General features: G+C 59.9%; 21 protein-coding genes and 2 pseudogenes. 9 read left to right on the forward strand and 14 right to left on the reverse strand.

The genetic code is table 11. From position 1 onward, the window contains the following. Nucleotides 1-130 precede the first annotated feature (130 nt). The 4 genes from NKH57_RS18065 to NKH57_RS18080 are packed head-to-tail and all read right to left on the reverse strand — an operon-like array spanning nucleotide 131 to nucleotide 4,708. Complete coding sequence (locus tag NKH57_RS18065; RefSeq protein WP_352945877.1) at nucleotides 131-1,039, reverse strand: Csu type fimbrial protein; 909 nt, start codon at nucleotides 1,037-1,039, stop codon at nucleotides 131-133. 38 nt (nucleotides 1,040-1,077) lie between these two features. After that, a complete protein-coding gene (locus tag NKH57_RS18070; protein ID WP_352945836.1) occupies nucleotides 1,078-3,498 on the reverse strand; it encodes a fimbria/pilus outer membrane usher protein in 2,421 nt (806 codons plus the stop codon). Then, nucleotides 3,470-4,189 (reverse strand): fimbrial biogenesis chaperone, encoded by a 720-nt coding sequence (locus NKH57_RS18075; RefSeq protein WP_352945838.1) that lies wholly within the window; start codon nucleotides 4,187-4,189, stop codon nucleotides 3,470-3,472. Before NKH57_RS18075 ends, NKH57_RS18070 begins: the two co-directional genes overlap by 29 nt. A 21-nt stretch (nucleotides 4,190-4,210) precedes the next feature. Further along, entirely contained in the window at nucleotides 4,211-4,708 is a 498-nt protein-coding gene (locus NKH57_RS18080; protein ID WP_352604555.1) for a Csu type fimbrial protein, read from the reverse strand. Between the two features lie 463 nt (nucleotides 4,709-5,171). Here NKH57_RS18080 and NKH57_RS18085 point away from each other — a divergent pair, with 463 nt between their 5' ends. Both NKH57_RS18085 and NKH57_RS18090 read left to right on the forward strand, forming a co-directional pair. Then, nucleotides 5,172-5,765, forward strand: a complete 594-nt coding sequence (locus NKH57_RS18085) for a hypothetical protein (protein ID WP_352945840.1) — start codon at nucleotides 5,172-5,174, stop codon at nucleotides 5,763-5,765. Between the two features lie 950 nt (nucleotides 5,766-6,715). After that, nucleotides 6,716-7,447 carry a Crp/Fnr family transcriptional regulator gene (locus NKH57_RS18090; RefSeq protein WP_352945842.1) on the forward strand — a complete coding sequence of 244 codons (732 nt, stop codon included), beginning with the start codon at nucleotides 6,716-6,718 and terminating at the stop codon, nucleotides 7,445-7,447. 576 nt (nucleotides 7,448-8,023) lie between these two features. Here the strand turns inward: NKH57_RS18090 and NKH57_RS18095 are convergent. Both NKH57_RS18095 and NKH57_RS18100 read right to left on the reverse strand, forming a co-directional pair. Next, nucleotides 8,024-8,224 carry a hypothetical protein gene (locus NKH57_RS18095; RefSeq protein WP_023761775.1) on the reverse strand — a complete coding sequence of 67 codons (201 nt, stop codon included), beginning with the start codon at nucleotides 8,222-8,224 and terminating at the stop codon, nucleotides 8,024-8,026. Nucleotides 8,225-8,398: 174 nt separating this feature from the next. Beyond that, nucleotides 8,399-8,851 carry a hypothetical protein gene (locus NKH57_RS18100; RefSeq protein WP_352945844.1) on the reverse strand — a complete coding sequence of 151 codons (453 nt, stop codon included), beginning with the start codon at nucleotides 8,849-8,851 and terminating at the stop codon, nucleotides 8,399-8,401. 367 nt (nucleotides 8,852-9,218) lie between these two features. On the opposite strand from NKH57_RS18100, the gene NKH57_RS18105 reads away from it, so the two are divergent. After that, a complete protein-coding gene (locus NKH57_RS18105) occupies nucleotides 9,219-9,518 on the forward strand; it encodes a DUF1236 domain-containing protein (protein WP_352945846.1) in 300 nt (99 codons plus the stop codon). Between the two features lie 893 nt (nucleotides 9,519-10,411). Here the strand turns inward: NKH57_RS18105 and NKH57_RS18110 are convergent. The 7 genes from NKH57_RS18110 to NKH57_RS18140 form a co-directional block, all read right to left on the reverse strand. Continuing rightward, nucleotides 10,412-10,630 carry a hypothetical protein gene (locus NKH57_RS18110; RefSeq protein ID WP_352486264.1) on the reverse strand — a complete coding sequence of 73 codons (219 nt, stop codon included), beginning with the start codon at nucleotides 10,628-10,630 and terminating at the stop codon, nucleotides 10,412-10,414. A gap of 197 nt (nucleotides 10,631-10,827) precedes the next feature. After that, nucleotides 10,828-11,070, reverse strand: a complete 243-nt coding sequence (locus tag NKH57_RS18115) for a DUF982 domain-containing protein (protein ID WP_352945848.1) — start codon at nucleotides 11,068-11,070, stop codon at nucleotides 10,828-10,830. A 1,945-nt stretch (nucleotides 11,071-13,015) separates the two neighbouring features. Beyond that, on the reverse strand, nucleotides 13,016-14,188 hold the full coding sequence (locus tag NKH57_RS18120; RefSeq protein WP_352945850.1) for an MFS transporter: 1,173 nt from the start codon (nucleotides 14,186-14,188) through the stop codon (nucleotides 13,016-13,018). 377 nt (nucleotides 14,189-14,565) lie between these two features. Beyond that, complete coding sequence (locus tag NKH57_RS18125; RefSeq protein WP_352486268.1) at nucleotides 14,566-15,459, reverse strand: carbohydrate ABC transporter permease; 894 nt, start codon at nucleotides 15,457-15,459, stop codon at nucleotides 14,566-14,568. Between the two features lies 1 nt (nucleotide 15,460). Then, nucleotides 15,461-16,399, reverse strand: a complete 939-nt coding sequence (locus NKH57_RS18130; protein ID WP_023761783.1) for a carbohydrate ABC transporter permease — start codon at nucleotides 16,397-16,399, stop codon at nucleotides 15,461-15,463. A 93-nt stretch (nucleotides 16,400-16,492) separates the two neighbouring features. Continuing rightward, complete coding sequence (locus tag NKH57_RS18135; protein ID WP_352945853.1) at nucleotides 16,493-17,818, reverse strand: ABC transporter substrate-binding protein; 1,326 nt, start codon at nucleotides 17,816-17,818, stop codon at nucleotides 16,493-16,495. A gap of 36 nt (nucleotides 17,819-17,854) precedes the next feature. Then, the gene (locus NKH57_RS18140) at nucleotides 17,855-18,937 is read right to left on the reverse strand and encodes an ABC transporter ATP-binding protein (protein WP_023761785.1); all 1,083 of its coding nucleotides are present in this window, start codon (nucleotides 18,935-18,937) and stop codon (nucleotides 17,855-17,857) included. A gap of 942 nt (nucleotides 18,938-19,879) precedes the next feature. Between NKH57_RS18140 and NKH57_RS18145 the strand changes: the two are divergent. Further along, a pseudogene (locus NKH57_RS18145) lies at nucleotides 19,880-20,218 on the forward strand (hypothetical protein); the annotation flags it as partial. A gap of 352 nt (nucleotides 20,219-20,570) precedes the next feature. After that, nucleotides 20,571-22,719, forward strand: a pseudogene (locus NKH57_RS18150) (ParB/RepB/Spo0J family partition protein). 364 nt (nucleotides 22,720-23,083) lie between these two features. On the opposite strand, the gene NKH57_RS18155 reads toward NKH57_RS18150, so the two are convergent. Continuing rightward, complete coding sequence (locus NKH57_RS18155; protein ID WP_084025635.1) at nucleotides 23,084-23,542, reverse strand: DUF1173 family protein; 459 nt, start codon at nucleotides 23,540-23,542, stop codon at nucleotides 23,084-23,086. Nucleotides 23,543-23,592: 50 nt separating this feature from the next. Between NKH57_RS18155 and NKH57_RS18160 the strand changes: the two genes are divergently transcribed. The 4 genes from NKH57_RS18160 to NKH57_RS18175 all read left to right on the forward strand — a co-directional run bounded on the left by NKH57_RS18160 (nucleotide 23,593) and on the right by NKH57_RS18175 (nucleotide 25,491). Further along, nucleotides 23,593-23,805 (forward strand): hypothetical protein, encoded by a 213-nt coding sequence (locus tag NKH57_RS18160; protein WP_352945855.1) that lies wholly within the window; start codon nucleotides 23,593-23,595, stop codon nucleotides 23,803-23,805. Nucleotides 23,806-24,295: 490 nt separating this feature from the next. Then, nucleotides 24,296-24,802 carry a helix-turn-helix domain-containing protein gene (locus NKH57_RS18165; RefSeq protein WP_352945879.1) on the forward strand — a complete coding sequence of 169 codons (507 nt, stop codon included), beginning with the start codon at nucleotides 24,296-24,298 and terminating at the stop codon, nucleotides 24,800-24,802. A 324-nt stretch (nucleotides 24,803-25,126) separates the two neighbouring features. Next, complete coding sequence (locus tag NKH57_RS18170; RefSeq protein WP_352945857.1) at nucleotides 25,127-25,312, forward strand: DUF3606 domain-containing protein; 186 nt, start codon at nucleotides 25,127-25,129, stop codon at nucleotides 25,310-25,312. Beyond that, complete coding sequence (locus NKH57_RS18175) at nucleotides 25,309-25,491, forward strand: hypothetical protein (protein WP_023761793.1); 183 nt, start codon at nucleotides 25,309-25,311, stop codon at nucleotides 25,489-25,491. The genes NKH57_RS18170 and NKH57_RS18175 overlap by 4 nt, the downstream gene beginning before the upstream one ends. Nucleotides 25,492-25,494: the final 3 nt, after the last annotated feature.

A 25,494-nucleotide genomic window follows, 5' to 3' on the forward strand; every position in this document is an offset into this window, starting at 1 on the left:
TCCGAAAACCCCGCGCACGCATCGGTGGTTTTGCAGCTCTGGGGTTGACCGGGGCTGCGGCCGCGCAAGCAACGTCGGCAGACAAACAAGGATGAACGGAATTCCAAATCACACGAGCCGGTCATCAGACCTAATACGTGACCGTGACCACCACCGTATCCGTATAGACACCGGCCGAGGGCGTCGCCTGCGGCGGCACGCGGCCGTAGACGGTCAGGTTCTGTACCGCACCGCTGCCGGTCCCCGCCACAGTGCTTCCCGGTGTCGCTGCGTCTCCCCAGGGCTGGGTTCGCACGTGGTCCTTGTAAAGGCCATAGGTGACGGTTTCGGCGCCTTTCGACATCTTGCGCGAAGTTGGCGGCGATGCCGTAGTGCCACCGCTCAAGGAGACAGTATAAGTGGTAGCCGGCGTGCAGGTGACCGATACCTGGCCGGTCGAGTCGATATCTGCGTCGAGAATTCCGACAGCACCGAAATCGATGTTTTGAGTGGCGACCAGGCAGTTTGCCGCAACGGTGGCGGTCACGTTGAAACTTGGCCGCGAGATCGTGCCCGTTCCGGTGCCGCAGGAACTGGAAGTGGTGTATCGGTATCGGAATTCGACATTGCTGCCGGAGAAAGCCGACAGATAGCTTCCGGGAGGCGTCGTTGGTTGGCTGCCAAGGACGGCGCCATAGATGGTCGCAGTTCCCGATCCGGTTCCGATAGCATTCAACGTCAATGCAAGTGCGGGCGCACGAGCCGGGAATGCCCAGGAGTAGGTGCCCCAAACGACGCTACGGGCCGAATCGGAATAGAGCTGATAATTGAGGACGTTCGATCCACTGAGCATTTGGCGCGCGGCCGCCGTCGCACCGCCGCTGCCCGCGCCCAGATTGGGACAAATCAGGATACGTGCCAACGGCGTGCCGCTGCAGGTGACGCTCATGGTCCCGGTTGAATTCGTTTGCGCGCCGGAGAGCGTATCGATGAAACCGAAACTCTGGTCCGACACACCAAAGCTGCAGCTTTGCGACCAGGCGGTGCCGGGCAGCAGCATTAGCACCGCGACGACGAAATTCCGGAAGTTGGACAGTTTCACGAACACACGACGTTCCTGATCACGACCTGCTGGCCAGTTGCTGGTTTGAAAGTGAATTCGGCGCGGCACGTGCTGCCGTCAGCCCGCTCGACGACAACTGCGTTGTGAGAAGCAAGCCCGCGAACGTATGCCTCACCGTCATAGCCGATCACAAATTCCTCGGTGGCGCCGTCCAGCTTGCCTTTCAGACCTGCCTCAAGTACCGCACCGCTGCTGTCGACAAAGGTGACAAGTGCTGCCGCCGGCGTCTCCGATACCCCGAATTTGACCACCACCCCACTGCGGTCGGCTGGAACGATCGTTTCCTTGGTCGCTGGAACGTCGGCATCGACCGGCAGGTTCTTCGGATCAATCGAGATGGCGTTGGCTTCATAGGAATTGAGATCGGGCACAAGAATACGGCCACGACTGTCGGTCTTGCCAACAGGCCTGTTCTGACGCGCAACCTCCACATTCGGCGTGCCGACATCGACGACGGCAAAAGCGTCGTCGATGCGGTTCGTCGCAAATACGCTGCCACCTGCCACGGCGATGGCTCCGTCCATCTGCGCAGTCGCGCGGACATCCTTGTCGTATTGTTGGACGCCGGTCTCGAAGCGCGCGAAGGGAGCGCGATAGCTGACTGCGGCAGATCGATTGGGGACATCTCCTTCCGAGGTCCGCGCGCGCCAGCCGATGCTGCCATTCTCAAGCCGCTCGGCCTTGGCGACGTCGGCGACGACATTCATGCCATCAGGGCCTTGTTCGACCCCGGTTGAGGCGGTGATGCCGTCATCGAACGCGACCGAGATACCGGCGAACACACCAAAACTCTTGCGGTCTTCAAGATCCGTGAACGCTGTCGCGTAGAGCGTGCTGCGCTTGAACACTTGCTGGCTGTAGGAGAGGCCGACGATTTGGCTGCGTTGGCCTGCGGCGTCCTTGAGATGGGTATAGGAAAGATTGAGGCTCGACAGATCGAGCGGCATCGGCACTGACAAGGTTGCCTGATCGATCGCGCGCGGAACGCCGGGACTGAAGATGGGAAGACCATCCGGTCCCGAGAATTCGGGTTCGGCTGTGACCGACGCGATGTCCTCGTAGTCGCCGAATGCTCTTTGAACCCTGCCGTATAGCGACCAACCTTCGTAGCTTAGTTCCAGCGTTGCGTTCACCAGCGAGCCGGTGTTCCCGTCATGGTGGCTTCCCGCGACCGCTACCGAGGCGGCGCCATATGGGCCGAGCGGGAAGGCGACACCCAATCCGCCGTTGAGCAGGTCTTGCCCGCCCTCGAAATGGCCCTCGAGCGTCAGCCAGTTGGTCAGCCCGTAGCGGGTGGTGGCGACGCCCATGACATGCTGGTCGTAGTCGTTGGATTCGACCCCGAAATTCCGCCTTGGCATTCCTGCCTCGGCCGAAAAATCGAGCAGGCCTTCTCGCAAGAGCATGCTGGATGCGTAGACCGGAAGCGTTGCCGTGGTTTCCCGTCCAAGACTGTCTCGCAGCACCACGCGTGCCTCTCCGGCGCCAGTGAACACCGGCAAATTAACGACCTGGAATGGCCCTGCCGCCACGTCGCCGGCGTAGGTGCGTACATTCTGGGTATAGACCTCCAGGGTCGAAGGCACGGCGGCGGTGCCTTCAAACGAGGGGAGCGGAAGGGTGACCAAATCCGAACGAAGGGAAAAGTTGCGCTGCGCCTGGATGCCGCCGAGATAGACAGGTCGGGTCCATGACAAGCCGCCGGAAACGAAATCGCCCGCTCTGTAGGTGACCAAGCGTTCGGGGTCCGAATAGCTCCAGGTGGTGTTCAGGCGGGTGAAGTCCTGGAGTTCCCCTTCAGAGTAGCCGGCAATGAATGACTGGGCCAGCGTTCCGTATGGGCTGAAGGCGCGCGCATCGAACGCGCCGGAAACGCCCTGGAACAACTCGACGTTCTTGTCGAAGAGGGTATTCGAGCTTGCAAAGAGGGAATAGTTGAGGACGGCCCCGTAGCCCGATTGCGGCTTCAGCCGATCCTGCTTTTCCGCCGGACCGACATCGATTGTACGGGCGGCTCGGGCATCATCAATGGTGGTGACGTGGAGCCGCTGCGCCGTCTCATCGATGTGGTAGGAGACGCCCGGCAATCGATCGAGCCTGGCCAGGCCATCACCGCCGGTCGCTTCCTCGCGTGGCTTGAGGCCGACCTCTTGCAGCTCTGCCGGCGTGGCGGCAAGGCCGCCGTCAGGCAGTTCCTTGAAGTTGCCGATCAACTTGGACGAAACGTCGTTGATGAACACTTCCAGATAGAGATCGCGCTCAGGGGACCGAACCGAATTGGAAATGTCCTTCGCCGGTTCGTACGGTATTTCTTGCGAGTTCACCTGCGACCAACCAAAAGTCACAAGCACGGCAGCAACCGCGGCGCTAACGATCCTGGACGGCGACTTTGGCATCGAATGGTCCAAAATCGCTCTGCGCCTTAAGCGTCACAGAGCTTCCGGACAGCGATTTGCCGCTGCCGATCGGCCATTGCATTGATGCCCCACCCAAAACGTAGCCGACAAGTCCGCTACGACTCCCGAGTTTCTTTGCTCCCTGGTTCAGAGTGATGTTCGACAGTCTCAGTCGGCTATCACCGTCGTTGCGTGCCTTGAGGATCAGCCCACCACCGGCGCGCGAAAGACTGAACGATACGTTCGGCGTCGAAGCGTCGGGACTACGGAAGAAGACCGGGATCGAATACCGCAGGACCAGGGTCACGGTCCCAGCCTGTCGGCGCGACGGGTCCGGCAGCTCGTCGACGACAACGCGATAACTTTCCTCGGTTCGAACCGGCGCCTTGCCGACCCGCAGGACCCGAACGACGTAGTCGGCGCCGCCGCCGAGTTTGGTCGATGGCGGGCTGGCCACCACGTCCGATGTCGGCTCCAGCCGTTCGACGCCATCCACCTGCGTCCATCTGAAGACGCGGACCTGTACGTTGATCGGCCGCTTCGCGTCATTGTGGAGGTTGAGAACCGCAGCACTATCCGGTGCAATCATTTCGAGGCTGGTCGGAGCCACTCTCAACGAGGCGGCTTGTGAAAATCCGGCGCACAGCAGAACAAGGGCCGCCGCGCCAATGCTTGAAAGCATGGTTCGCATGTCGTTCTCGCTTTGCTGTTGTCAGTAGGTAACGGTGATCGCGACGGTGTCGGTATAAACGCCGGCTGCCGGTGTGGTCTGCGGCGGCACCCGCCCATAGACGGTAAGGTTCTGGACACTGCCGGTGCCGGTTCCCGTGACCGTGTCGGCGCCGATCGTAACGCCCCAGATTTGCGTGCGGGCGGTGTCGCGATAGAGCGTGTAGTTAAGAGTCGCCGCCGCCGGGCCGGTCATCTTGCGAACGGCAACCGTCGCGCCGGCGCCGCCGCCGGCACTCATGCCGACATTGTATGTTTGGCCGCTCGTGCATTGCACGCCAACCGTGCTGGTCTGGTCTACATTCGCATCAATGACGCCCCTCGTGCCGAAATCCAGATCGCTGGCAGTCTGAACTTTGCATTCGGCCTGAATCGTGATGCGAACCGTCATGTTGCCGGTTGCCGTCGCGGCGAACGCTGGACCCGGCGGCGCGACTGCGGCAAGCGCCGCAATACTCGATGCGAGAAATCTCTTAAGCATGCACGGTTCCCTTCTCCAGAGTGCCCTTAACGCATGCCATTACGCCCCTTTCACCTGTCGCGGGTGCCCCCCACGTGATGACCAAGCGCCACAAAGCATATCGGAAAGGTTGTTCAATACAACCACTTATTGAAGAGTCGGTCTAAATGGCTGCCGACGTTCCGGCGGAGTGTATCCTCCTCTAACCCAAATGACAGACCGGCCGGCGTCCAAATCTATGGCACGGTAACCAACCGAATTTCCGGAAAATGTCTCTCCGCCGAAACTTAAGCTATCTCTGCATTAGCCACGATTAAAATATTAACAAAAGAGAAATTAATTGTGAGGGATTTGGTGCAGAGATTAAGAACTGCGTTACCCGAAACAATCCATCGTTAGGAAACCGGAAGGCCTCTCGGCGCGTACTGATGCACAACCGGCAGCTTGCTCGTTGTCGTTAGTACGCAACCACCAGGAGAGTGCCATGGCCAGATTCGAGAGAACCGCCAAAATATTGGCGAGTGGTGTGATCATTGCAGTTTTGAGCATGCCCGCAAATGCCGCCGGAATCAGCGTCGGCGCCGGGGCATCTATTGGAGGCAGTGGCGGTGTCGATGCCGGCGCGGGTGCCTCCATCGGTGGCTCGAGTGGTATCAACGCAGGGGCGGGCGCATCGATCGGCGGCAGCGGTGGCGTCAACGCTGGCCTCGGCGCCTCGGTCGGCGGTTCCAGCGGCATCAATGCTGGCGCTGGCGCAACATTGGTCGGGTCGAGCGGCGTGACCGCCGGACTGGGAGCGACAGTTGGAGACACAAGGGGGATCGGCGTCGGTGCCAAAGTGAGCGTAGGCGACGGCAAAAATGCCGGTCTAGGAGTGAGCCTTGGAACGAACCCAAATAGTCTGTCCAACCCAAGCAATCCCTCCAAGGCGAGCACCGTCAGCCTGCCCAGTGTCGTCGCCGACATGTCGGGCAGCCAGCTGACGCGGATGAAGAAGCGCTGCGTCGACGTGCTCGGCAGCGCCGGCACTTATGATCGCGACCTGCGTCAGCTCTGTCTGCTGATCGCGCGCCGCTAGGCTGCTGGAGCCACCGGAGCAGAAGTGTTGAACCAGCCGTGAGGCTGCTGTAGCCAAACTCTCCTGGACACCGGCCAGTCAGAAAGCCCGCCACGGCGGGCCGAGCTTGCTGCCATATTAGCTTGCATGGCAATGTCCGCGCACCTTTGGCTTTGGTTTGGGCTTAAGGCCGCTGTGGTGCTGCTGGACTCTAGGTGATACTCGCCCGGAAATGACTGGCTAAACCAAATGTCGGTACGTAAAAAGGGCAATGCCTTCCCCCCGACTCGTACTGGAATACGCTGGCATCATGGCGCTGATCGCGGCGGCGCTGTGGGTCATGGTGCGTTATTGGCCTGAATATATGTTTTGAGCGGCAGTAGCCTCAGGCTGTTAGCCGAGATCTAGAGAGCGCCTGCGGCGGGGGCCCAGGATGGGAGATAAATCCACCGATCCCGACGCCGAGGCTGGATTGAATGACGTGAAATGTATGGACGTGCCTGGGACCGCCTGGGCTGCCCGGTTCACCATTCTTGAACATCTTCTCTCCTAGGTTCTGCCGGTGATGGCCTTGTGCATGGTGCTGATCTGCTCCGCCGTCTTCTTGCCACCGCGCACTCTTCGGATAGCGCTTCATGACGCACCAGAAGACGCCTTGGGCGGCGTCGACCACCAGCCCGTATATCTTGGCGAAGAACTTCGGGTGGATGTCGCCGTCGAGCAGGCGCTGGGCGAAGCGCGGTCAGAGGACGTCGCCTGAGGCGACCACTACACGCAAAACCATCACATCACCGCGTGACCCGAGCGACAGACAGCGGGGTTTCGGAGGCGTCCAGCGAGTCCCCAAATCGGCAATAGTGCAAAATGTACGGGTTCGCCGGAATTATGGTACACTTTGCCATCGTCTGCATTTCCCACGGGCGCAGGCGGCTGGGAGATGACAAGCGCTCTTGCCTTTATGGGAGGGCGCCATGGACCAGGAAGTTACCCAGAGCAGAAGCGAACTGTTAGGCCGCCTCAGCCGAGCCGATTTCGCACTCCTTCAGCCCTACATGTACAACCGACATCTTAAATTGAAGACTCCGCTGGAATCGGCTGGCGAGCCCATTGAGTGCGTCTACTTTCTCGAAAGCGGCATCGCATCTGTCGTGGCGAAAATTCGGCCGGAAGCGAATGCGGAGGTAGGTATTATCGGCCGCGAAGGTATGACCGCCTGCGCCTTGGTCATGGGCGTCGACTGGGCAACCCACGATTGCTATATTCAGGTGACGAGTGAGGCAGTTGGCATCGAGGCGGATGCGTTCAAGGCTGCGCTGGAAAGCAGTCCAACTCTCCGGCTCTTGCTGCTTCGCTATGTTCACTACCTGCACATCCAGACCAGATCCACGGCGTTGATCAATGCCCGCGCGAGGCTGGAAGATCGGTTGGCGAGATGGCTGCTGATGTGCGACGACCGGATCATCGGCGACGAAATCGCGATCACCCACGATTTCCTGGCGGTGATGCTTGGCGTCAGGCGTCCGGGCGTAACGATCGCCCTGCAACTGCTGGAGGGAGACGGGCTCATCAAGTCCCGCCGCGGTGAAGTCACCGTTCGCGACCGAGAGGGCCTGATCGCTGCCGCCGGTGGCTTTTATGGCGAGCCTGAAGCAGAATATGCCCGGCTGCTCGGCAAATCCGGGCCACGGGTGGCGCCTCGATAGAAAGCTGGGTGGTCGGCGCTTCGAAGCATTGCCACGGCCCGCCGGTACAGGCTGCACGTACGGACGGCAAGCCAAAGTTCGCCTTCATCTAAGTGGCCGATTTGAAAGCGATCAAGCACCGCCGAAGCTATGAGCTCTGCTTGTTGGCTTGTGTGGTCGAAATTTCGCTCGGCACAAAGCCGGTCGAAGACCCGTTGGCAGATCTGCAAATCAGCGGGACAAAAGCAAGAATTGCCGAGCTGGTTCAACATCGAGCGCCTCCCAGTACGCACGTGCAAGAACGTTCCCTCAGAAACGATTTAGAGATCGCAAGCGGCGAGAGTCAATGAACGGTTAAGGACGTACATTTCGTGGTAGGCCTCATCCAGAAGGTTGGCCCCGCAGCAAGTTTCGAGCATCGCCAGTTTTGATCAACGCCGCGCTTTTTCTATCTCTCGAACCCGTCAAGCCCCCTTGAGAGTTAACTTGATGTCAAAAATCCTCGCAATCGCCCACAGTTATCCCGCGCTCGCGGCCATCAGCGGGGACAATACGCTGCCAGTTCAACTGCGGACAGCTCGGCCGGATATGTTTTCGCTAGTCGGGCAAATCGCCTCGCTTTGGTTTTTCATTGTCCAAAGCGGACAGCTTGCGCGTGGCCTCGTCAACTGCCACGCCAACCAGCGCGTCGAACTCCGGCACAGCCTCAATGTGACCGCCCGATGAGACGGACCTTCGGATCTGAAGCAGGAGAAACCTAGCATCGCGCAGGACGACGGACAGATCGTTATTGCCCATGGCTCGCCTCATCGCAGGACCAGTCGAGAGGCCGCCCGCAGGCCATCTTACCCAATGTACGCTACATCGCAAGAGATTTGTCGGAAACGTACAGAACTCGACAAGGTACAACGAGCTTCAGTCGATTTGGTTGCAGCCGCTGATTGCCCGCCATGCGATCTCAGGTGGCGAGGATCAGGTGATCCTGGCTTCCGCGTCGCTGAGGTTCTTGTTCTTGAGCATATAGAGCATGTGGTTGGCCTCCTTGAGCGCCTCCGCCAAACCGACAAGCGAGACACCTCCCAGCCCTATGTCCCGCCGCCGTCCCTGGACGACGACCCAGAGTATCCAGGCGCTTGGCGCCCGATGGGTCAACAACCAAATAAAGTCCATTTCCATCGGTGTATCTGCCGGGAGATAGCTTCTGCTTGAGCTGGAGAGCGCTAAGTTGCTTTTCCTGTGTGCTGGCCCTGACGCTTTATCGAAGATCTCGAACTCGCCCCAAAACGTAGACGGATTTGGTTGAACCTCAATCGACATCGCTGGACAGTTGAAAACTTCATAACCGTTTGTTTTGATTGAAACACAGGGCAAGAGAGGATGTCCCTGGCCACCGCATTGGCGGGCGCTCTCTCCGTCGCTTAGCATTACCTGCTCCGCGCTGGAAAATTGGAGGCGGCTGCGGTCGATTGAAACGCGGAGATATTTAAGAGGCTTTCGACCCTTCTTAGTGCTTCCAGCGGCAAAGGCGCTCACAGCTAGCTAATTTCATCAGGTATGAAGCCGCCTGTTTGGCGTTTCCACAAGCGCGCAAACGTTCTCCCAACAGTGCGACAAATGACGGCTCGAACTGGGCGAGTGCCGACCAAGGTGGCGGTCAGAACCTCAGAACCGTTGCCGTGGCAACTCAGACCTAGGTCCAGTCATTACGTGGACTAAGGTCCAGGGGAGGAACATTTTGAATTCAATCAAGTTCGGCTGGGCGGGGCAACGCACTCCATAGGAGCATTGAAACATGAGAACCAATTTCAAGATCGCCGCTGCTGCGGTTCTGCTGCTTGCCGGCGTCGGCGCAGCTGCAGCTCAGGACGTTGTGGTCACGCCTGAACAGGACACGGTCATAAGGGAGTATGTTAAGAAGCAGCCGCTCGCTTCTGTGAAGGTTCCCGGTGTCGAACTCAATGTGGGTACGGCTCTGCCCGAAACCGTCGAGGTTCACGAAATCCCCAATGTCAAATATCGCTATGCGGTGATCGACAACCGAACCGTCCTTGTGGATCCGGGAACCCGAAAAATTGTGAAGGTCTACGATTGAGGAACACGTAGCGCAACGTAGCATTACCCTTCCTGATTGGCCCGTCACCGCTTCTAAGGTGGCGGGCTGCGGACTTTGACACTCGGCCAGGACGCAGGCACGCTGCAGGCGTGTTTCGACACCCCTACAAAGTCGGCTTGACGAAACATTAGTGATCTCTAACTATTCGTGCTGCGGCAGACGATGCTAACCCCATCGTTGCCGAAGATCGGGATCTTCACCGGGCTCCCGATCGGCCCGCGCTTCCTGCAAGCGGCGCGGGCTTTGCTCTCGCATAGGAGATGCGATGCCCGACAAGCCGGGTCAGTCGAACCACCCGATCTTCTTGCCTTTCAGATGCCATGTGTCGCTTGCGACTTGGAACGATGCTTTCACTCCCTCGAACATCAGCGAAGCTGATCGTCCTGCCGGGACCGCTGTTGGGCCCGGCTGGCTGAACCACCCATGTGATCTCGGCAAGCGCATCAGGCACGCAAAGCTTCAGTGCACCAAGATGACCAAGTCTGGTGGCCTACCGGCATGTCGTTGAAGTCTCACCTTTACTGACCTACATGCGCGGTGCGTCGGATGTTTCCTCCCATCGTCCGGCGCGTTCCCCTCTGGAGGTTTTTGACCTTCATACTTGGCCGGACCTTTGGTCCGGCCTTTTTCTTGCGCGCGAGAAACGGGTAAACTGACGACGACGCCCAGCGCTGATTGGTGGGCGATCTCGCTGCCAGGATTGTGCAGTCTCGCGTTGTGCCGCTTCACCGGTGAAATGAGAACCATGATGACAGGCTGTCAAGCCCATGGCTGGCCGTTTTCTCGACCTGCTATTCTTGCCGCTCATTCGAAGGCAATGACAATTCGCCGCCCGCCTTTGCCGATATTTCCAAGTGTTCTGGAAGAATTGACTATGCTGGCTTGTCGAAGACCATAGGCAAACCACGTTTCGACGCCATCTCGACCACCAGTTCTTCGATTGCTTGATCGGAAAGGCGGGTCTGGAGTGTCGTACGAATCCGCTTGACCAGTTCATGCACCGGCAAAGGCGCGAGATCCTCGGCATCATCGAGGAACCGACTGACTTCGATCACAACGTCCGCATCGATGTCGCCTGGCAAATCTCGCATATGTTATCTCCGATCGACGCAAATATTGCCGTCTTCCTGGCGGTTGTCGAGTCAGGCAGATGAACGTCGGGTTGTTTCCCATGGCGGCAGGACTCGGCGCTCTGCTTCATCTGCACAAATCCCGGTCTTCACTGTGCGACGGCGTGAGGCTCTGCCAGTCACTCTGGGAGCCATTGAGCCTGCTATCCATTTGGCTATCAGTCGCCGCGTAGGATTTTCGCCTCTAACGCCGCTGCAACGAAAGCTCCTCTCGCTACCGGCGTCTGGGCTTCACCACGCAGAACCTGAAGACATGCATCCATAGCCAGTTTTCGCTTCTTCGTCTGATGAGGGAAACTCCGCAGCAGGATCGTGGCTGCGTCGTTCACATCGAATATGACGCGCTCACCGTCATGCCGGCCAATTTGCACCACCACGGGCCGGACAAACCTGCTCGACATGCAACCACTCTCTCAGCTTCGACCATGACACGCTCTTCGCGTATCATGACGTTGGGTCAGTTTATACATGCATTGGCTAGGGCCGGGGAGAACTTGCAGTTGCTCAATCTCAACACAAATTGCCTGTGCAATTTCAGCAGGGTCGCCATATCTCGGTGGGTCCCGGTTTTCTTGTGCAAGAAAGCACAGCGGATTCCGGAAGGTGAAGCGGCGCTTGGTCCCGTGGGCGACTTCCTGAAGCCCAAGCCTTCCCCTGGCTGTCAGCCCTGACGTGGCCGCTGCCGCAATGCCGGAGCTTCTGGGGCACGCGATCTGAGAGAGGAAGAGTGGGTTGGAGGTTCGGGAGAGAGTCTCCCGGCGCCCGTCGAGGAGTGACAGCCATGACCCCGATGGAAATTCACACGCCCAAGCTAACGAGCGTGCCGGTTAGAAGGTCGACGTCGGACGCTACCGCGTAGTCGGAAGCTTTCAGACTGGCTTTTCCAGGCCATCATTGCGCTCGGTAGGCTGCTTTAGAGCGTTTCAGCCTCCAAACGGCCACAACTTGTCCCGTTCCACCGGATGAACAGCGCATTCTGCCTATGAAGTCCTTGGCCGTCTTCAAACGCCAAAGTCTCGCAGCTAGCGTTGCAAGCTACCGCTTTCGTCGGCCCACGCTCTTCGCCAAGGGCGGTGGGGGCTCTACAGGGGAGCATGCGGGTGGTCGGCCATGTTGCCAGAGCAAATCCTGCGCAGCTTTAATCACGGCCTTTCGGTTGTTGCCGTATTTTAGGATCAACTCCCAAGCCAGGTCCGTAGTCAAACCGTTCTTTGAAGCGAAATATCCGACCTGATGGTCGTGAATGGCACCATGCCAGAGCTTGTCATCGCCCATTCGAGCCTCCACTCTGTTCTGTTTGAGCTACGAGCGCTAGGATTCGCCCCCTCGCTGCTAAGCTATCGGCATATTAGCAATAGCTCAACTAAGACTGAAGTCCTGATGTTTATGCCGCGACGAACGGCGTCTTCGAGCACGGCGATTGCGCGGGCAGGTGGACGATCGGCGGCCGTCGAATCGCTTGAAACCATGGGAGATGCGGAACCCCTTGCGAAGCCGCACTGAACGAACCGAAGCTGCTTCGTGAAGAGGCCGAACTGGTCTCGCTGTCGTTGCGGCTGCTTTTACAAAACTCAGCACGCTGCCGCGCTGTGAATAATCGCGCAACGCCAGTCCGTGGACCAGCGGTCGCGAAAGGCGGCTCAAGCAGCCAGACAACAAAACGCAGTCGCACCCTACGACAAAACTCGAGGTGGCCTCGAGGTTTGACTGGCAGCGCAAGATTAATATATTAGATACTTATAATACTAATGGGCGCGAGCGATGCCAGAGGGAAAAAACGGCGAAGCCCCGTTATTGCTGGCGGCCTAGCGTGTCCTCACACCCCAAACCAGGGGTGCCAACGCCGTACCCGCTGCATGGCTGCACGCTCTACTCTATGGATCGAGGAGGCGTTGCAGGTGCGTCGAGGAGGTCAGGATCGGTAAAGTGACCCTAATGGGCAGGGGCCCTTACGAGCCGCTGTGCGACCCCAGCGGAGAATGGCTGGTTTGGGATGCCGTACGAGAGAACGTGGCCGAGTTCGGCGACTGCATTCTTCTTGGCCTCACACTGAGAGAGGCCCTGAGGTTCTCGACGGTGTTGAACAATATGATAGGGCCTTCGACCGGCGGAGGTTCACGATCCCCCCCGCACGGCAGGCGTGAGATTAGCCTGACATTTTGATGTAACGGCGATCAGCGCGGAGACAATGCGCAGACGATCTACGCTCACATGCTCGATTGTCTTTCCAAGTGACCGTCCAAGCCGACTGGCGCACGGGCTTAAGGTTGAACCGGGCAAGAGCCGGTGTCGCTGAAGCCGAAGGCATGGAACAGGCCCGGCGTCGCGACCATCGTCCCATACATGTCAATCCGATGATGGGGGCGTTTCACGAAGTCGAGTCACCAGCGGAAGGGACAGCACACAGAGTGCCGCCATCATGAGGAACCCGGGCGGGCCATAGGCTCCGTAAAGCTGACCTGAGACCCAGACGAGACCCGCGGTGGCCAGCCCCGGGCCGATCGCGTAAACGGCCTGCGCAGTGGCGGCAAGATGTGCGGGCACGCTGCTGGCGATAACACGCATACAGGCAAGATGCAGCAGGGCGAACGTAATGCCGTGAAGCGGTTGCACGAGCGCAAGCATCCAAATCGTCGCCGTTTCTGCTTCCACGACCCAGCGAAGAATTCCGGCCACCACGGCCAGAGCAGCGGCCCCGGCCACCCCAAGCCGGCGCAGCAGGATCGGCCCGACCACAACGAACACCACCACCTCCGCTGCGACGGCTTCCGACCAAAGTATGCTGCTCGCCGCCGTACCGACCCCGGCCGCTGTCCAGCGGATGACCGAGAAGGTGTCATGCATGGCATGGCTGCCATAGATCAGCGCCGCAATCACGACGATGCGCCGGAAAATCGCAAGGCCGAGCAGCTCGCGCAGCCCGCCGATTACGCTTTGCCCGACAGGGTCCGCTGCCCGCTCGGCGCCGGTGTCTGATTCCGGCACCAGCGCGGCGGCAGCCAACGCGCCGGCGAGCAGCGCAGCGTACATCCATATGATCGCACCCAGTTCCAAAACTCCGAGCACCTGGCCTGCCACGAGAGTGCCAGCAACAAAGGCTGCTGATGCCGCACCCCGCACCCAACCATATTCAAAAACCGGCTCGCGCACCGATGCGCGCGCCGCAAGGGCGTCGGCGAGGGTCGTGATCGGTGCCAGCCCGGCTGACTGGGCCAGATAGACGACCAACAGAAGGAAGAGGCCTTGCACGGCGGCCAGCCCAAGCGTCGCCGCCACCGCGATCCCGATGCAGACCGCCAGGGTGATGCGCAGGGCGCCGAGAAGGTCTGCTATTCGATTGGCGAGCGGTCCGGCAATCAGCCGGGCTGCGTTGCCTAGCCCGAACAGAACGCCCAGCTCTTCAGGTGTTAGACCGCGCGCCTCAAAATACCGTGGCCAGAACGGGGACGCTGTCCCGAATGCAGCATACATTGCAGCATAGAGCGCTAAAAAGGCCAGCAGCGGGCGAAGGCGTGCCATGCCAAAGTTCTGCCACGAACGCGCATCGCGTTACAGGGGCAATTGGGATCTGGAGAATGATGCTTCCTGTGCGAATGGGGACCTCGGCGTTGATGATCCGATCCGCGACCATCACCCGCGACAAGCGTATTGCCGCGCCCACGCTGCTTGCCGCCGCCCACGAGGCTCTCTTTTAGCTCGCCTCCACGCCGTGCGCCGACATCGCCCAAATGGCAGCCGGAAATGAGGAGGGCGGTCTCCAGCACCATCGCCCGACGCATTCCTGATTGGGTAGAGGTAGGAAATGACGATTGCAATTTGGCAGGGGCATCGGCGTTGTTGCCCGGGCGACGATGGGATCATCGTCTTCGCGAGCGCTGAGGTTCGGTCGCACGACGTTATTCCTTTACCGCGCCCGTCATTGAGGAAACGTAGTACTCGACAAAGAATGAATAGAGCACCACCACCGGCAGCGAGCCGATCAGCGCGCCTGCCATCAGCGCGCCCCACTCATAGACGTCGGAACGAACCAGCTCGGTGAGCACGCCGACCGGTACCGTCTTCTTTTCCGACGATTGAATGAAGGTCAGCGCGTAAATAAACTCGTTCCAGGATAGCGTGAAGGCGAAGATGCCGGCCGAAATCAGGCCAGGTACTGACAGCGGCAGCACGATCTTGGTGAGGATCTGCCAGCGGCTCGCGCCGTCGATCAGAGCGCATTCTTCCAGTTCGAACGGGATCGAGCGGAAATAGCCCATCAGCAGCCAGGTGCAAAACGGGACGAGGAAGGTGGGGTAGGTGAGGATCAACGCGAACGGTGTGTCATAGAGGCCGAGGTTGAACACCATCAGCGACAGCGGGATGAATAGGATCGAAGGCGGCACAAGATAGGCCAGGAACACCGCGAGGCCGACCTGGCGCGCGCCCGAAAATCTCAGGCGTTCGATCGCATAAGCCGCCAGCACCGCTGCCAACAGCGACAGGAAAGTGGCGGCGGTCGAGATGATGATCGTGTTGAGCAGCCAGCCAGGATAGGAGGTCTCGAACAGCAGATAGCGTATGTGCTGCAATGTCGGATGAACCACCCAGAACGGATTGTGGTTCGCGTAGTCGGTCATCTCGGCATTCGGCTTAATCGCCGTGATCGTCATCCAGTAGAAGGGGAACAGGAGCACGATCATGAACACCAGTAGCGGCAGATAGACCGTCACCACCCGGCGCGGCAGGCTTTGCAGGTAGCCCATGCCGCCTTCGTCGGTGTCAATGCGCTCGGCTTGCTTGATCGCGGTCATGTCAGTCTCCGCCGCCTTGCTGCCATCTGCGCCGTTGCAAGCCGAAATAGCTGAACAGGATCGCCGCCAGCAGGAAGGGGATCATGGCGACGGCGATTGCCGCGCCTTCGCCGAGCTGGCCTCCGGCAATGCCGCGCTGGAAGGATAATGTCGCCATCAGATGGGTAGCATTTACCGGGCCGCCACGAGTGAGCACATAGATCAGTTGGAAATCGGTGAACGTGAACAATACTGAGAAAGTCATGGTGATGGCGATGATCGGCGTTAGCAGCGGCAGGGTCACGTGGCGGAACAATTGCCAGCGGCTGGCGCCGTCGAGGGTGGCGGCCTCATAGAGCGATTGCGGGATGGTCTGCAGGCCGGCGAGCAGAGTGATTGCGACGAATGGAATGCCGCGCCAGACATTGGCGGCTATGACCGAGGCGCGGGCATTGGTCGGGTCGCCGAGGAAGTTGATGCGATGGTCGATCAGTCCCATCTGCTGCAGCGCCCAGGACAGGATCGAGAACTGCGAATCGTAGATCCACCAGAAGGCGATCGCCGAAAGCACCGTCGGCACCACCCAGGGCAGCAGCACCACCGCGCGAAAGAACGACTTGAAGGGAAGGTTCTGGTTGAGGATGAGCGCCAGCCAGAGCCCGAGCACGAACTTCAGGATCGAGGCGCTGACCGTGTAGAGCAGCGTGTTGAAGACCGAGAGCCAAAAGACGCTGTCGCTCCACAGATATTCATAATTCTCGATGCCTATGAAGATGCCGGGGCGGCCGATGCGCGCATCGGTGAAACCGAGCCAGACGCCGAGCCCGAGCGGGTAGGTCAGGAAAACCAGCAGCAACGCCGCCGCCGGCAGCATGAAGCCGAATCCGAGAACATTGCGGCTTTCGGCCAGACGCGACAGGATCGACGGGCGCGGCCGAACCGCAGCGGAATTCACGGCCATGGGTGGCTCCTCGTGAAGTCTGGTTGCATGGCGGTGCAAGCCGCCGCCGAAACCGAGCCGGGCAGCGCGGTCGGCCGCCCGGCTCAGCTGTGGTCAAACGCGATAGTAGCGGTTGGCGCGCTTTTCCGCCTCTTCCATCGCTTCCTGCGGTGTGGCCTGGCCAGTCACGGCCTTGGCGAACATGTCGACCAGAACATAGTCGGCCATGGTGGCTGCCGAGGCGTAGCCGAGCGGCCCGGCATAGCCGTTGGGACGCAGCGTCTCCGAGGCCTTCGCGTAAGCCGCATTGTTCGGATCGGCCTTCCATACGGGATTGTTGGCGAAGGCTTTGAGCGTCTGGCAACAGTAGCACGCCGAGGAGGCGATCCAGTCCGACATTTGCGGATCCTCGAACATGAACTGCAGATAGGCCTTCGCCGCGTTGGGGTAGGGCGTGTAGTTGAAAATGACGGCCGTGGTCACCTGGAACAGCTCGACGGATTTCCCGACCGGACCGATCGGCATGTTGGTCGTGCGCATGTCCTTGGCGATCTCGGTCAGCTTCGGATCCTTGTCTTTGTTGACCTTGGCGGTGTTGTAGACGGAAATCCCGTTGGCGATGACGCTCACTTCGCCGGCCAGGAAGGCGCGGTTGTTGTTGACGTCGAGCCAGCTCTCGGTCCCGGGAATGAAGGTCTTGTAAAGCTCCTGCGCATATTGGATCGCCTTGAGCGTCTCGGGGCTGTTGATCGTGACCTTGCCTTTCTCGTCAACCATCTGGCCGCCATGGCTCCACAGCAGCCAGTGCGCGTAGTTGTTGCCGTCGCCGACGCCATGGCCGTGGGTGAAGCCGGCCGGATGGCCTTTGGCCTTGAGTGCCTTGCACAGCTCGAGGAAGCCGGCCGTGTCCTTCGGAAACTCCGCGAAACCGGCCTCCTTCACCCAGCTTTCCCGGTAGACGATGGCGTTGCCGATGGTGGCCAGAGGCAGGCCGATGAACTTGCCCTCGTGCGCTGCATACTGTTTCGGCCCATCGTACCAGCCGCCATATTTCTTGCCGAGATAATCGCCCAGTTCCGTCACGTCGAGCAGCTTGTCGGGGTACTGGTGCGGATCGTCGAACCAGACAAACATCACGTCCGGACCGGAGCCGACATTGGCGGCGACCGCAGCCTTGGGGCGAATGTCTTCCCAGCTCTCCTTGTCGACGCGGACCTCCACCCCCGTCACTTCGGTAAACCGTTTGGTGTTTTTCAGCCACTGGTCCTCGTCGCCCTGCACGAAAGGCGACCAGCGCAGCAGCCTGAGCTTCGCGCCGTCCTCTGGTTTGTACTTCAAGCCCTCCTGGGCAAAGGCCGGGGAGCCGACGAACCGACTCCCCAAGGCGCCAGCGGCGGCGCCGGCGGTCGTGCGGATCACGTCGCGTCTGGTGAATTTCATGCTCGTTTCCTCCTGTCTTTCCTCGTTGCGTGTCGCTTACCGCTGCGGGGGCTGATCGATGCGCTTGCCGGTTTCGCCGTGAAAGAGATGAACGAGACCAGGCTCGACCGACAACCGGATGGTTTCTCCCGGCGCGAAGGAATGGCGTTCCCGGAAATTGGCCACGACGTCCTCGCCTCCCGCCGTCCGGCCGATGATCTGTACTTCCGAGCCGGTCGGCTCGATGACCACCACGGTGATCGGAATGCCATTGTCGTCCAGCCGCAAATGCTCGGGCCGTATCCCCAGCACGACGGGCTCGCCATTGCCGATGGAGGACAGCCCGGACAAAGGCACCGAAATCCCTCCCTCGCCCTGGAAGCGCGGCGTGCCTTCGGTCAGGATAGTTCCCTTGAGCATGTTCATGGCGGGAGAACCGATGAAGCTTGCGACGAACAGGTTGTTCGGCCGGTCGTAGAGCTCCAGCGGCGGCCCGATCTGCTCGACGATACCGTCATGCATGACCACGATCTTGTCAGCCATGGTCATGGCCTCGATCTGGTCGTGCGTGACATACACGGTCGTGGTCTTCAGCCGTTGGTGCAACTCCTTGATCTCGGCGCGCATCTGCACCCTAAGCTTGGCATCAAGATTGCTGAGCGGCTCATCAAACAGAAACACCTGCGGATTGCGCACGATCGCGCGGCCCATGGCGACGCGTTGACGTTGGCCGCCTGAAAGCTGCCGCGGATAGCGCGACAGCAGAGCAACCAACCCGAGGATTTCGGCTGCCCGCTTGACACCTGCATCGCTATGCGCCTTCGGAACACCCTTGAGCATGAGCGAGAACGCCATGTTCTCCGCAACCGTCATATGCGGATAGAGCGCGTAATTCTGGAAGACCATGGCCACGTCGCGTTCCTTCGGAGCAACGTCATTGACGATCCGGCTGCCGATCGAGATATGGCCGCGCGAAATCTTTTCCAGGCCGGCAATCATCCGCAGAAGTGTCGATTTCCCGCAGCCGGACGGTCCGACTAGCGTGACGAACTCGCCGTCTTCTATATCGACGCTGACACCATGCAGGACCTCGGTGGCCCCGAACGATTTGTAGACATCGCCAATCGCGACAGACGCCATCGAACTCCTCCCGATGGTCCCCTGCGAATGTCATGGGGAGCCGTTTCTACCAGGCGTGGTTTGAAACGGATGCCGGCAGTGCGGCAATCCACCACTGGCGTCGGCGACGTCTGCCCCAGATCCCCCTGGGTCACGCGACCTTGAAACCGTAGCGCTACCAATTCCACCTGTAAAGCGGCCATGCACAACCGCAGAACGACGGGTCTATGCCGTAAACCCGCGGCCGAAGGGCGCGGGACACCTATGCCAACGGCGTCTGGTTCCATTTGGCTGGCGCTCGCTCGGGCTGTCCTCACGCTTATTGTATTGCAGTTGGATATTTCCTGCTGACATTCAGGCGTTTCTATAAGCGCTCCACGAAAAGCACGGGCGTAAAACGGGAGCCTGTCAATCCTACTCAGCCGCTTCGATTGAGGGGGCGCCACCATTTGCCAGCGCCTTCGCTGAGGGGTACTCTTTCACGCAAGAGCCGGCGGTAGGTGTCGTTTCAAAAAGGGCTCCATCGGGTTCAGATCGTCGACGAGGAACACAAAACCATCGCGATCAGATGCGTAGAGAGTCGTGGTGTCGCTGGAGATGTCGAAGTTCGGATTGTACCGCCCGCAACTCGAGGCGTCCGTTCTCGATTTCCAGCGTCTTCATCTGCTCGCGCGATCATTAAGGAGACCCTGCTGGTATCGACGGCGCGTTGCGCGGTCAGACGTTTCCCAGTCGTCGTTGCCTCGTTCCGGCATCCGAGTTCAGGCTCCAAAGCGGGGGCAAGGCCTATAGCTTCTCGCTCGCCGACGGTGACTGGTTCTATTTCGCTGGAGTCTGGCGAAACGCAAAACTGGCTATGGATGTTTGTCTTCAGGTCCTGTGGTGAAGCCCAGACGCCGGTAGCGAAACGAGCCTTCGTTGCAGCGGCGTTAGAAGCGAAAATCAAATCCTACGCAGCGACTGAGGTACGTAGCCTCCCGTTTCGCTCTGGAAGCTGGACTGGCGCTGATCCAGTTTGCCGATTCCTCGCCTACGCCGTTCGTCAACGGCATCAAGACGGCGCGGCAACGGATCGTCGCTCGGCATGATGAAGATCGCCAGAGCTTCCTGCGCAAGCGCTGCTTCTCCAAATCCGACACAGCAAGAATCATCGATACTATGCTGCTTGAGGAAGGCTGGCCGCCGAAATCGATTTTCGACTTCGTACAGGGCATCACGCGGGTCGCGCGCGACAAGTCGTATCAGGTTGATCGTTTGGAGATGGCGGGCAAGGCCAAGAAGCTTCTCGATTTCGCTGCGTGATCCTTCCGACGCCTGGCGTGGAGGACCTCCGCGCGCCGGCCGCACATCTGTCATCTCCATTAATCCCAGCTCCGTCCTCAAAAGCACGAAGACGGCGCCTTTTCTTTCCGGACGGTCATGTGCCGGGAGATGGACCACGCCAACACCCTGGGGCCCTCGGCGTCGTCGTCGCGAAGAGATCAGCAAGCCAAAACCATGGCGGGCATCATTATTTCGACCCATCAAAATCTGCGGCAGGCCGCAGGCGGCAGGCGGCGGCGTGAGGCCTGGAGACAGAGGAGGGAGGGAGTTTCTAGACGGGTTTGGAGGTTCAGGGAGAGGCCCCGGGCCGCCCGTCACGGAGAACCAGACCATGGCAAAGAACGCCATTCAGAAGATCGCGATGAACGCCGCCGAGAATATTCCCTATGACAAGCTAATGCTGTCGCAGAAGAATGTTCGGCGCATCAAGGACGGCGTGTCGATCGAGCAACTGGCCGAAGACATTGGACGGCGGAAGCTGATCCAGAGCCTGAACGTTCGGCCCGTGCTCGACGGCGAGGGCGAGGAGACCGGCACGTTCGAAGTGCCCGCCGGCGGCCGGCGCTATCTCGCGCTCGGTATCCTCATCAAGCAGAAGCGCCTGGCCAAGAATGAGCTGATCCCGTGCATCGTCAACCGCAGGCACGAGACGTCGGCCGAAGAAGACTCGCTTGCAGAGAACCTGCGTCGTGCAGACCTTCATCCGCTCGACCAGTTTCGCGCGTTCAAGACACTCAGCGATCAGGGCCTCGATCCGGAAGAGATCGCCGCGCGCTTCTTCGTGTCGCCAGCCACGGTGATGCAGCGCTTGCGGCTGGCATCGGTCTCACCCAAGCTGCTCGACCTCTACGAGAAGGACGAAATCCGGCTCGAACAGATCATGGCCTTCTCGATCTCGGACGATCACGCGCGCCAGGAGCAGGTCTGGGAGCGAATTGCCAGCTCGCACATGCAGGAGCCGTACTACATCAGACGCCTGCTGACGGAGACGACGGTCCGGGCCGATGATCGCCGGGCCGTCTATGTCGGTGCCGGGGCCTATGAGGCGGCCGGCGGCGTCATCCTGCGCGATCTCTTCGAGCAGGATTCCGGCGGCTGGTTCCAGGATGCGGCGCTCCTCGAGCAGCTCGTCTTCGACAAGCTGAAGATGGATGCCGAGGCGATTCGCGCCGAAGGGTGGAAATGGGTCGAGGCGGCAATTAGCTTTCCCTACGGCCATACCTCCGGCATGCGGCGCATCTATGCCGAGGCGGAGGAACTCAGCGCCGGGGAGATCGAACGCTACGATGCGCTGAAGGCCGAATACGACAAGCTGGATGCGGACTATGCCAAGGCCGACGATGCCGACGAAGCGATCGAGGCGAAGCTCGACCAGCTGGGTCCGAGCTCGATGCGATCGATGATCGTCCCCAAAGCTACGATCCCGCCCACAAGGCCATTGCCGGTGTGTTCGTGACCCTCGCTGCGAATGGTCAGCTTCAAGTCGATGCCGGTTTCGTGCGATCGGAGGACGAGCCGCGGACCGAAACCGGCGACGTCGATGAGGGCGAGGAAGGACGCGCCGACCGCGGAACCCGATCCAGTGGCGACGACTGTGGCGATGGTGTTGTCGTCAACGGCAATCCAGTGAACGACAGCGCTAGTGACGACAGCGAGGACGATGGCATCAAGCCGCTGCCTGATCGACTCGTCTTCGACCTGACCGCGCAGCGGACGCTGGCACTGCGCAACGCACTCGCCGGTGACGTCGACATGGCTTCGTCGCCGCACTCCACGCCTTCGTCCTGCAGGTCTTCTATCGCTTCGCGCCCGACACCTGCCTTGAGATCAGCCTGAAGAGCGGCAGCTTCAGTCAGGTCGAGGGTCTTGCTGAGACGCCCTGGGCCAAGGAGATCGCCGAGCGGCACGAAGCGTGGGATCGCGATTTGCCCGATGAGGCAGAAGGCCTGTGGGACTTCCTTCTCGGCCTCGACGAAGCAAGCCGCAAGGCGCTGTTGGCGCACTGCGTCTCGCTAACCCTCAATGCGGTGGTCGAACCCTGGAACAGGCGAGCGAAGGCGCTCCAGCATGCAGACATGCTTGGCCGCTCGCTCCAGTTCGACATGGTCAACGCCGGCTGGACGCCTTCGGTCGAGTTCCTCGGGAGGCTCACCAAAGCGCGGATCCTACAGGCTGTCAGTGAAGCTCGTGGCATAGAATCTGCGCAGCTGATCGACCACATGAAGAAGGACAGCATGGCGCGTGAGGCCGCCCGTTTTCTCGAAGGGTCCAACTGGCTTCCAGAGCCGCTGCGCGTTGAGGTCGATGAAATTGCTACCGATTCTGGCGATGCGGTCGTCGGCGACATGTCGTACGAGTCAGCTCTCGACGGCGATGCCACCGAGCTGCCGGCCTTCCTCGCCGACGATGCGGATCCGTCCCGCGATGAGCCGGTGACCATCGACGGCGACAAGGCCGACCACCTCCAGACCGCCGAATAGTCGGCCTCACGCTCGCACCGGGCCCGGCATTCCGCCGGGCCTTTCCGGCTGTAACTCACTCTCAAGCCCGGGACCGCCATAGCGCGCCCGGGCCCTCCTTTCACGGAGATCGACATGTTCGACTGGAACAGAAGTTGGTCAAATGAACCATCGACCGGGGTGACGCCCCGGCGGACGCCGATGAGAAAGCCAACTCTCCAGAGTTTCGCTCGCCGATGCAACGCTGGATTCGGACAGGTCGAATGGCATAGCGAGTTCAATGTTTACAACGATCAGCCGCCGACTGTGCTTACGCCGCGGATCTTCGCAAACCCGCAGCATGCTCACCGAAAAGGACGATCGCTGGTCACCCCTCACCATAGCGTCATGGTCCAAGACAGCAGCGTCCTTGTCCAATGCATTGTCTGAATCGATTGCCGGCAATCGATTCACGACATTGATGGAAATTTGAGATGCCGCACAGCCATGGAAGGGCTGAGATCTCCTCCTCACCGATCCGCCAGGTCCACTCACCCATCTCCGGTCGGTTCGCGATCATATCCTGCAACGAAACCTCCAACGCTTCGTCCGCACCGGCCGGGACGACAAAGAGCGCTATCGGCTCGTCGCTGTTCTGGAGCAGAGCGTTGGCGATCGGCTGGTCCGTCTGCAGGTCATATCGCAATCCCTTCACGGTCTTCCCGCGAAGGCGGGCGAGCGCGTCAACGAACCTCTTTTCCGGCACCGTCTCACTCGGCTGACGGGCCAACCAAGCAACCCGCGCAGGCAGCGGTCGGCCCTCGGGATCCGGCTGCCTTGACGGAACGCGATAGGCATTTCGCATATTGGCTCCGATCAGCAGTATGCTCGGCGCAAGAGGATGGGAGAAAAGTCATGTCCCGAGAGCGTGACGTGCGTATGTGGCGCGAGGCCGGCAAGCTTGCGGAATCTGGCGACTACGAAGGGTGGCAGGTCATCGAATGGGAGCTTCGCAAAAGAGGATTCCCACGCGCCAAGCTATTGCTTGATAACGATCGGATCCGCGACAAATTGGATCAGCTCTGCAAGAGCGCACAGGCGAAACGCGCCTATTCCAACCGGACCTAATGGCCAGAAGCGCCCCCGCCACTGTGATTGGCAATGCGTCCGCGGCATGCGCATTGCGACGAGTCTAAGGATCTGCGAAACCAAGAGGCGGCTCTGGTTTCGGCATCGCTTTGCTCAGATCGAAATTGCGAGGCAGCTGAACCTGGGTGTTCGCAATCGCCGTCGTGGTCGTCCTGTCAACCGGTACGATTATCACCATCCGGACCTGTTGTTCAGGCCACAGTGGTTTTCCGAAAAGGAAGAGCACAACGGTAACAACGCAGATCAGGAGAAGCGTTGCAAACGTGTTCGCGATGATCTCACCAGGCAGCATCCGACCTCCAATGAGAGCACCCGCCACTCGGGGACATACAATGACGGGCGCTCAACAACCGACGATGAAGGGACTCATGTTCGCCGGCAGGCATTCAATGAGTGACCGACCCTGATGTTTCGCGCTTGGGACTTTTGCCGTTCAGCACAGGACTTAAGTCGCAATCTCACCGACGGCATGGCTACCTCCAAACGCGATAGAGCTCTCGGATTTGCTCATTTGCTTCATCGGCGAGGACAGTTTTCCGTTGCATTAGCAGTTGATGAAATTTGTCGGAACCTTCGGCCCGTTACGCTGTTCTGCGGGAGGTCAGTGGCGGGAAGGGTCGTTGTGCAAATCCTTACATCAGAGCAGTCGCGAGCAGCACGGGCCCTCTTGAACTGGTCTCGTGCGCGACTAGCCGGCAGGTCCGATGTTAGCGAAGACACGATCCGCGAGTTTGAGAATGGCAACAGGGTTCCACGTGCCGGCAACCTCGCTCGCATTCGACGAGCTTTGGAAGCTGCAGGTGTGATCTTCACCGCTGAAGGGCGATCGCTGGCCAATCTCTCGGAAGATGCTGTTCGACGTAATCGGTTGAAGGACGTTGGGCCGCATTCGGCAGAAGCTGTCGAGCGCAACAACCACAAGGGCGGAAGGGGAACGAGCCCTACCGATTTGCTTGATCCTTTGCCACGACGTTGAAAAGTACAAGGCTTGTCATCGGGCGGCCGATATTTCGACGTTCAGTCAATGCCGGGTCTTGCCGTCAACATCTTTGATGGCCTGGGTCCGGTGGCCGTCGAACTTCGTGGCCCCAGCCATCGCCCTTGGCTGCTCGACCAGCTCCGGCTCAATCGGACGAATGAAGGACAACCGGACGCCGCCAGCGGAGTTAGGCACGTACAAGCACTCCAGCCAACAATTTGCTGATATCGCACAGCCATAAGCGTTCCGTTAGCACTTGCTGAAAAAGCAATGCGGAACATTCCTGCCGCGTCGCTGTTTTCCTCACCAGGAGGAACAGCGATGGGCGACCACAAATACAAGCGAGATTTCCGGGACCGCGATCCCGTGTCCGCGGACGAGGATTATGAGGTCCGCTACTTCGCCAAGCAGCACCGAATTACGCCCGAACAGGTTCGGGAACTGATCGGCGAGCATGGCAACGACCGCAAAACCTTGGCGCATGAGGCCAGGAAGCTGCGAGGGTGACGAAGCTTTCCGATTTGGGGCCGCCGATCATCGGCAGTCGGCATGGGAAAGAGCCAGCCGACGAGCGCGACCATTTCCACACGTGCCCGGTGTGTGGCCAGGCGGTCGACCGGCGCGACCTCCGACAAGTGCTCTGGCACGAGCAGCCGTGGCACAAGCCGCTCGATCCAGACGCCTAGCGG

This window comes from Mesorhizobium sp. M1050, from assembly GCF_040318715.1.
GTDB lineage: Bacteria > Pseudomonadota > Alphaproteobacteria > Rhizobiales > Rhizobiaceae > Mesorhizobium.

What these genes read in the sequence shown, in the direction of transcription:
- NKH57_RS18065 (WP_352945877.1), bottom strand. Translation starts at nt 1,039, where the DNA reads ATGCTGCTGCCCGGCACCGCCTGGTCGCAAAGCTGCAGCTTTGGTGTG.
- NKH57_RS18070 (WP_352945836.1), bottom strand. Translation starts at nt 3,498, where the DNA reads ATGCCAAAGTCGCCGTCCAGGATCGTTAGCGCCGCGGTTGCTGCCGTG.
- NKH57_RS18075 (WP_352945838.1), bottom strand. Translation starts at nt 4,189, where the DNA reads ATGCGAACCATGCTTTCAAGCATTGGCGCGGCGGCCCTTGTTCTGCTG.
- NKH57_RS18080 (WP_352604555.1), bottom strand. Translation starts at nt 4,708, where the DNA reads ATGCTTAAGAGATTTCTCGCATCGAGTATTGCGGCGCTTGCCGCAGTC.
- NKH57_RS18085 (WP_352945840.1), top strand. Translation starts at nt 5,172, where the DNA reads ATGGCCAGATTCGAGAGAACCGCCAAAATATTGGCGAGTGGTGTGATC.
- NKH57_RS18090 (WP_352945842.1), top strand. Translation starts at nt 6,716, where the DNA reads ATGGACCAGGAAGTTACCCAGAGCAGAAGCGAACTGTTAGGCCGCCTC.
- NKH57_RS18095 (WP_023761775.1), bottom strand. Translation starts at nt 8,224, where the DNA reads ATGGGCAATAACGATCTGTCCGTCGTCCTGCGCGATGCTAGGTTTCTC.
- NKH57_RS18100 (WP_352945844.1), bottom strand. Translation starts at nt 8,851, where the DNA reads ATGCTAAGCGACGGAGAGAGCGCCCGCCAATGCGGTGGCCAGGGACAT.
- NKH57_RS18105 (WP_352945846.1), top strand. Translation starts at nt 9,219, where the DNA reads ATGAGAACCAATTTCAAGATCGCCGCTGCTGCGGTTCTGCTGCTTGCC.
- NKH57_RS18110 (WP_352486264.1), bottom strand. Translation starts at nt 10,630, where the DNA reads ATGCGAGATTTGCCAGGCGACATCGATGCGGACGTTGTGATCGAAGTC.
- NKH57_RS18115 (WP_352945848.1), bottom strand. Translation starts at nt 11,070, where the DNA reads ATGTCGAGCAGGTTTGTCCGGCCCGTGGTGGTGCAAATTGGCCGGCAT.
- NKH57_RS18120 (WP_352945850.1), bottom strand. Translation starts at nt 14,188, where the DNA reads ATGGCACGCCTTCGCCCGCTGCTGGCCTTTTTAGCGCTCTATGCTGCA.
- NKH57_RS18125 (WP_352486268.1), bottom strand. Translation starts at nt 15,459, where the DNA reads ATGACCGCGATCAAGCAAGCCGAGCGCATTGACACCGACGAAGGCGGC.
- NKH57_RS18130 (WP_023761783.1), bottom strand. Translation starts at nt 16,399, where the DNA reads ATGGCCGTGAATTCCGCTGCGGTTCGGCCGCGCCCGTCGATCCTGTCG.
- NKH57_RS18135 (WP_352945853.1), bottom strand. Translation starts at nt 17,818, where the DNA reads ATGAAATTCACCAGACGCGACGTGATCCGCACGACCGCCGGCGCCGCC.
- NKH57_RS18140 (WP_023761785.1), bottom strand. Translation starts at nt 18,937, where the DNA reads ATGGCGTCTGTCGCGATTGGCGATGTCTACAAATCGTTCGGGGCCACC.
- NKH57_RS18155 (WP_084025635.1), bottom strand. Translation starts at nt 23,542, where the DNA reads ATGCGAAATGCCTATCGCGTTCCGTCAAGGCAGCCGGATCCCGAGGGC.
- NKH57_RS18160 (WP_352945855.1), top strand. Translation starts at nt 23,593, where the DNA reads ATGTCCCGAGAGCGTGACGTGCGTATGTGGCGCGAGGCCGGCAAGCTT.
- NKH57_RS18165 (WP_352945879.1), top strand. Translation starts at nt 24,296, where the DNA reads ATGGCTACCTCCAAACGCGATAGAGCTCTCGGATTTGCTCATTTGCTT.
- NKH57_RS18170 (WP_352945857.1), top strand. Translation starts at nt 25,127, where the DNA reads ATGGGCGACCACAAATACAAGCGAGATTTCCGGGACCGCGATCCCGTG.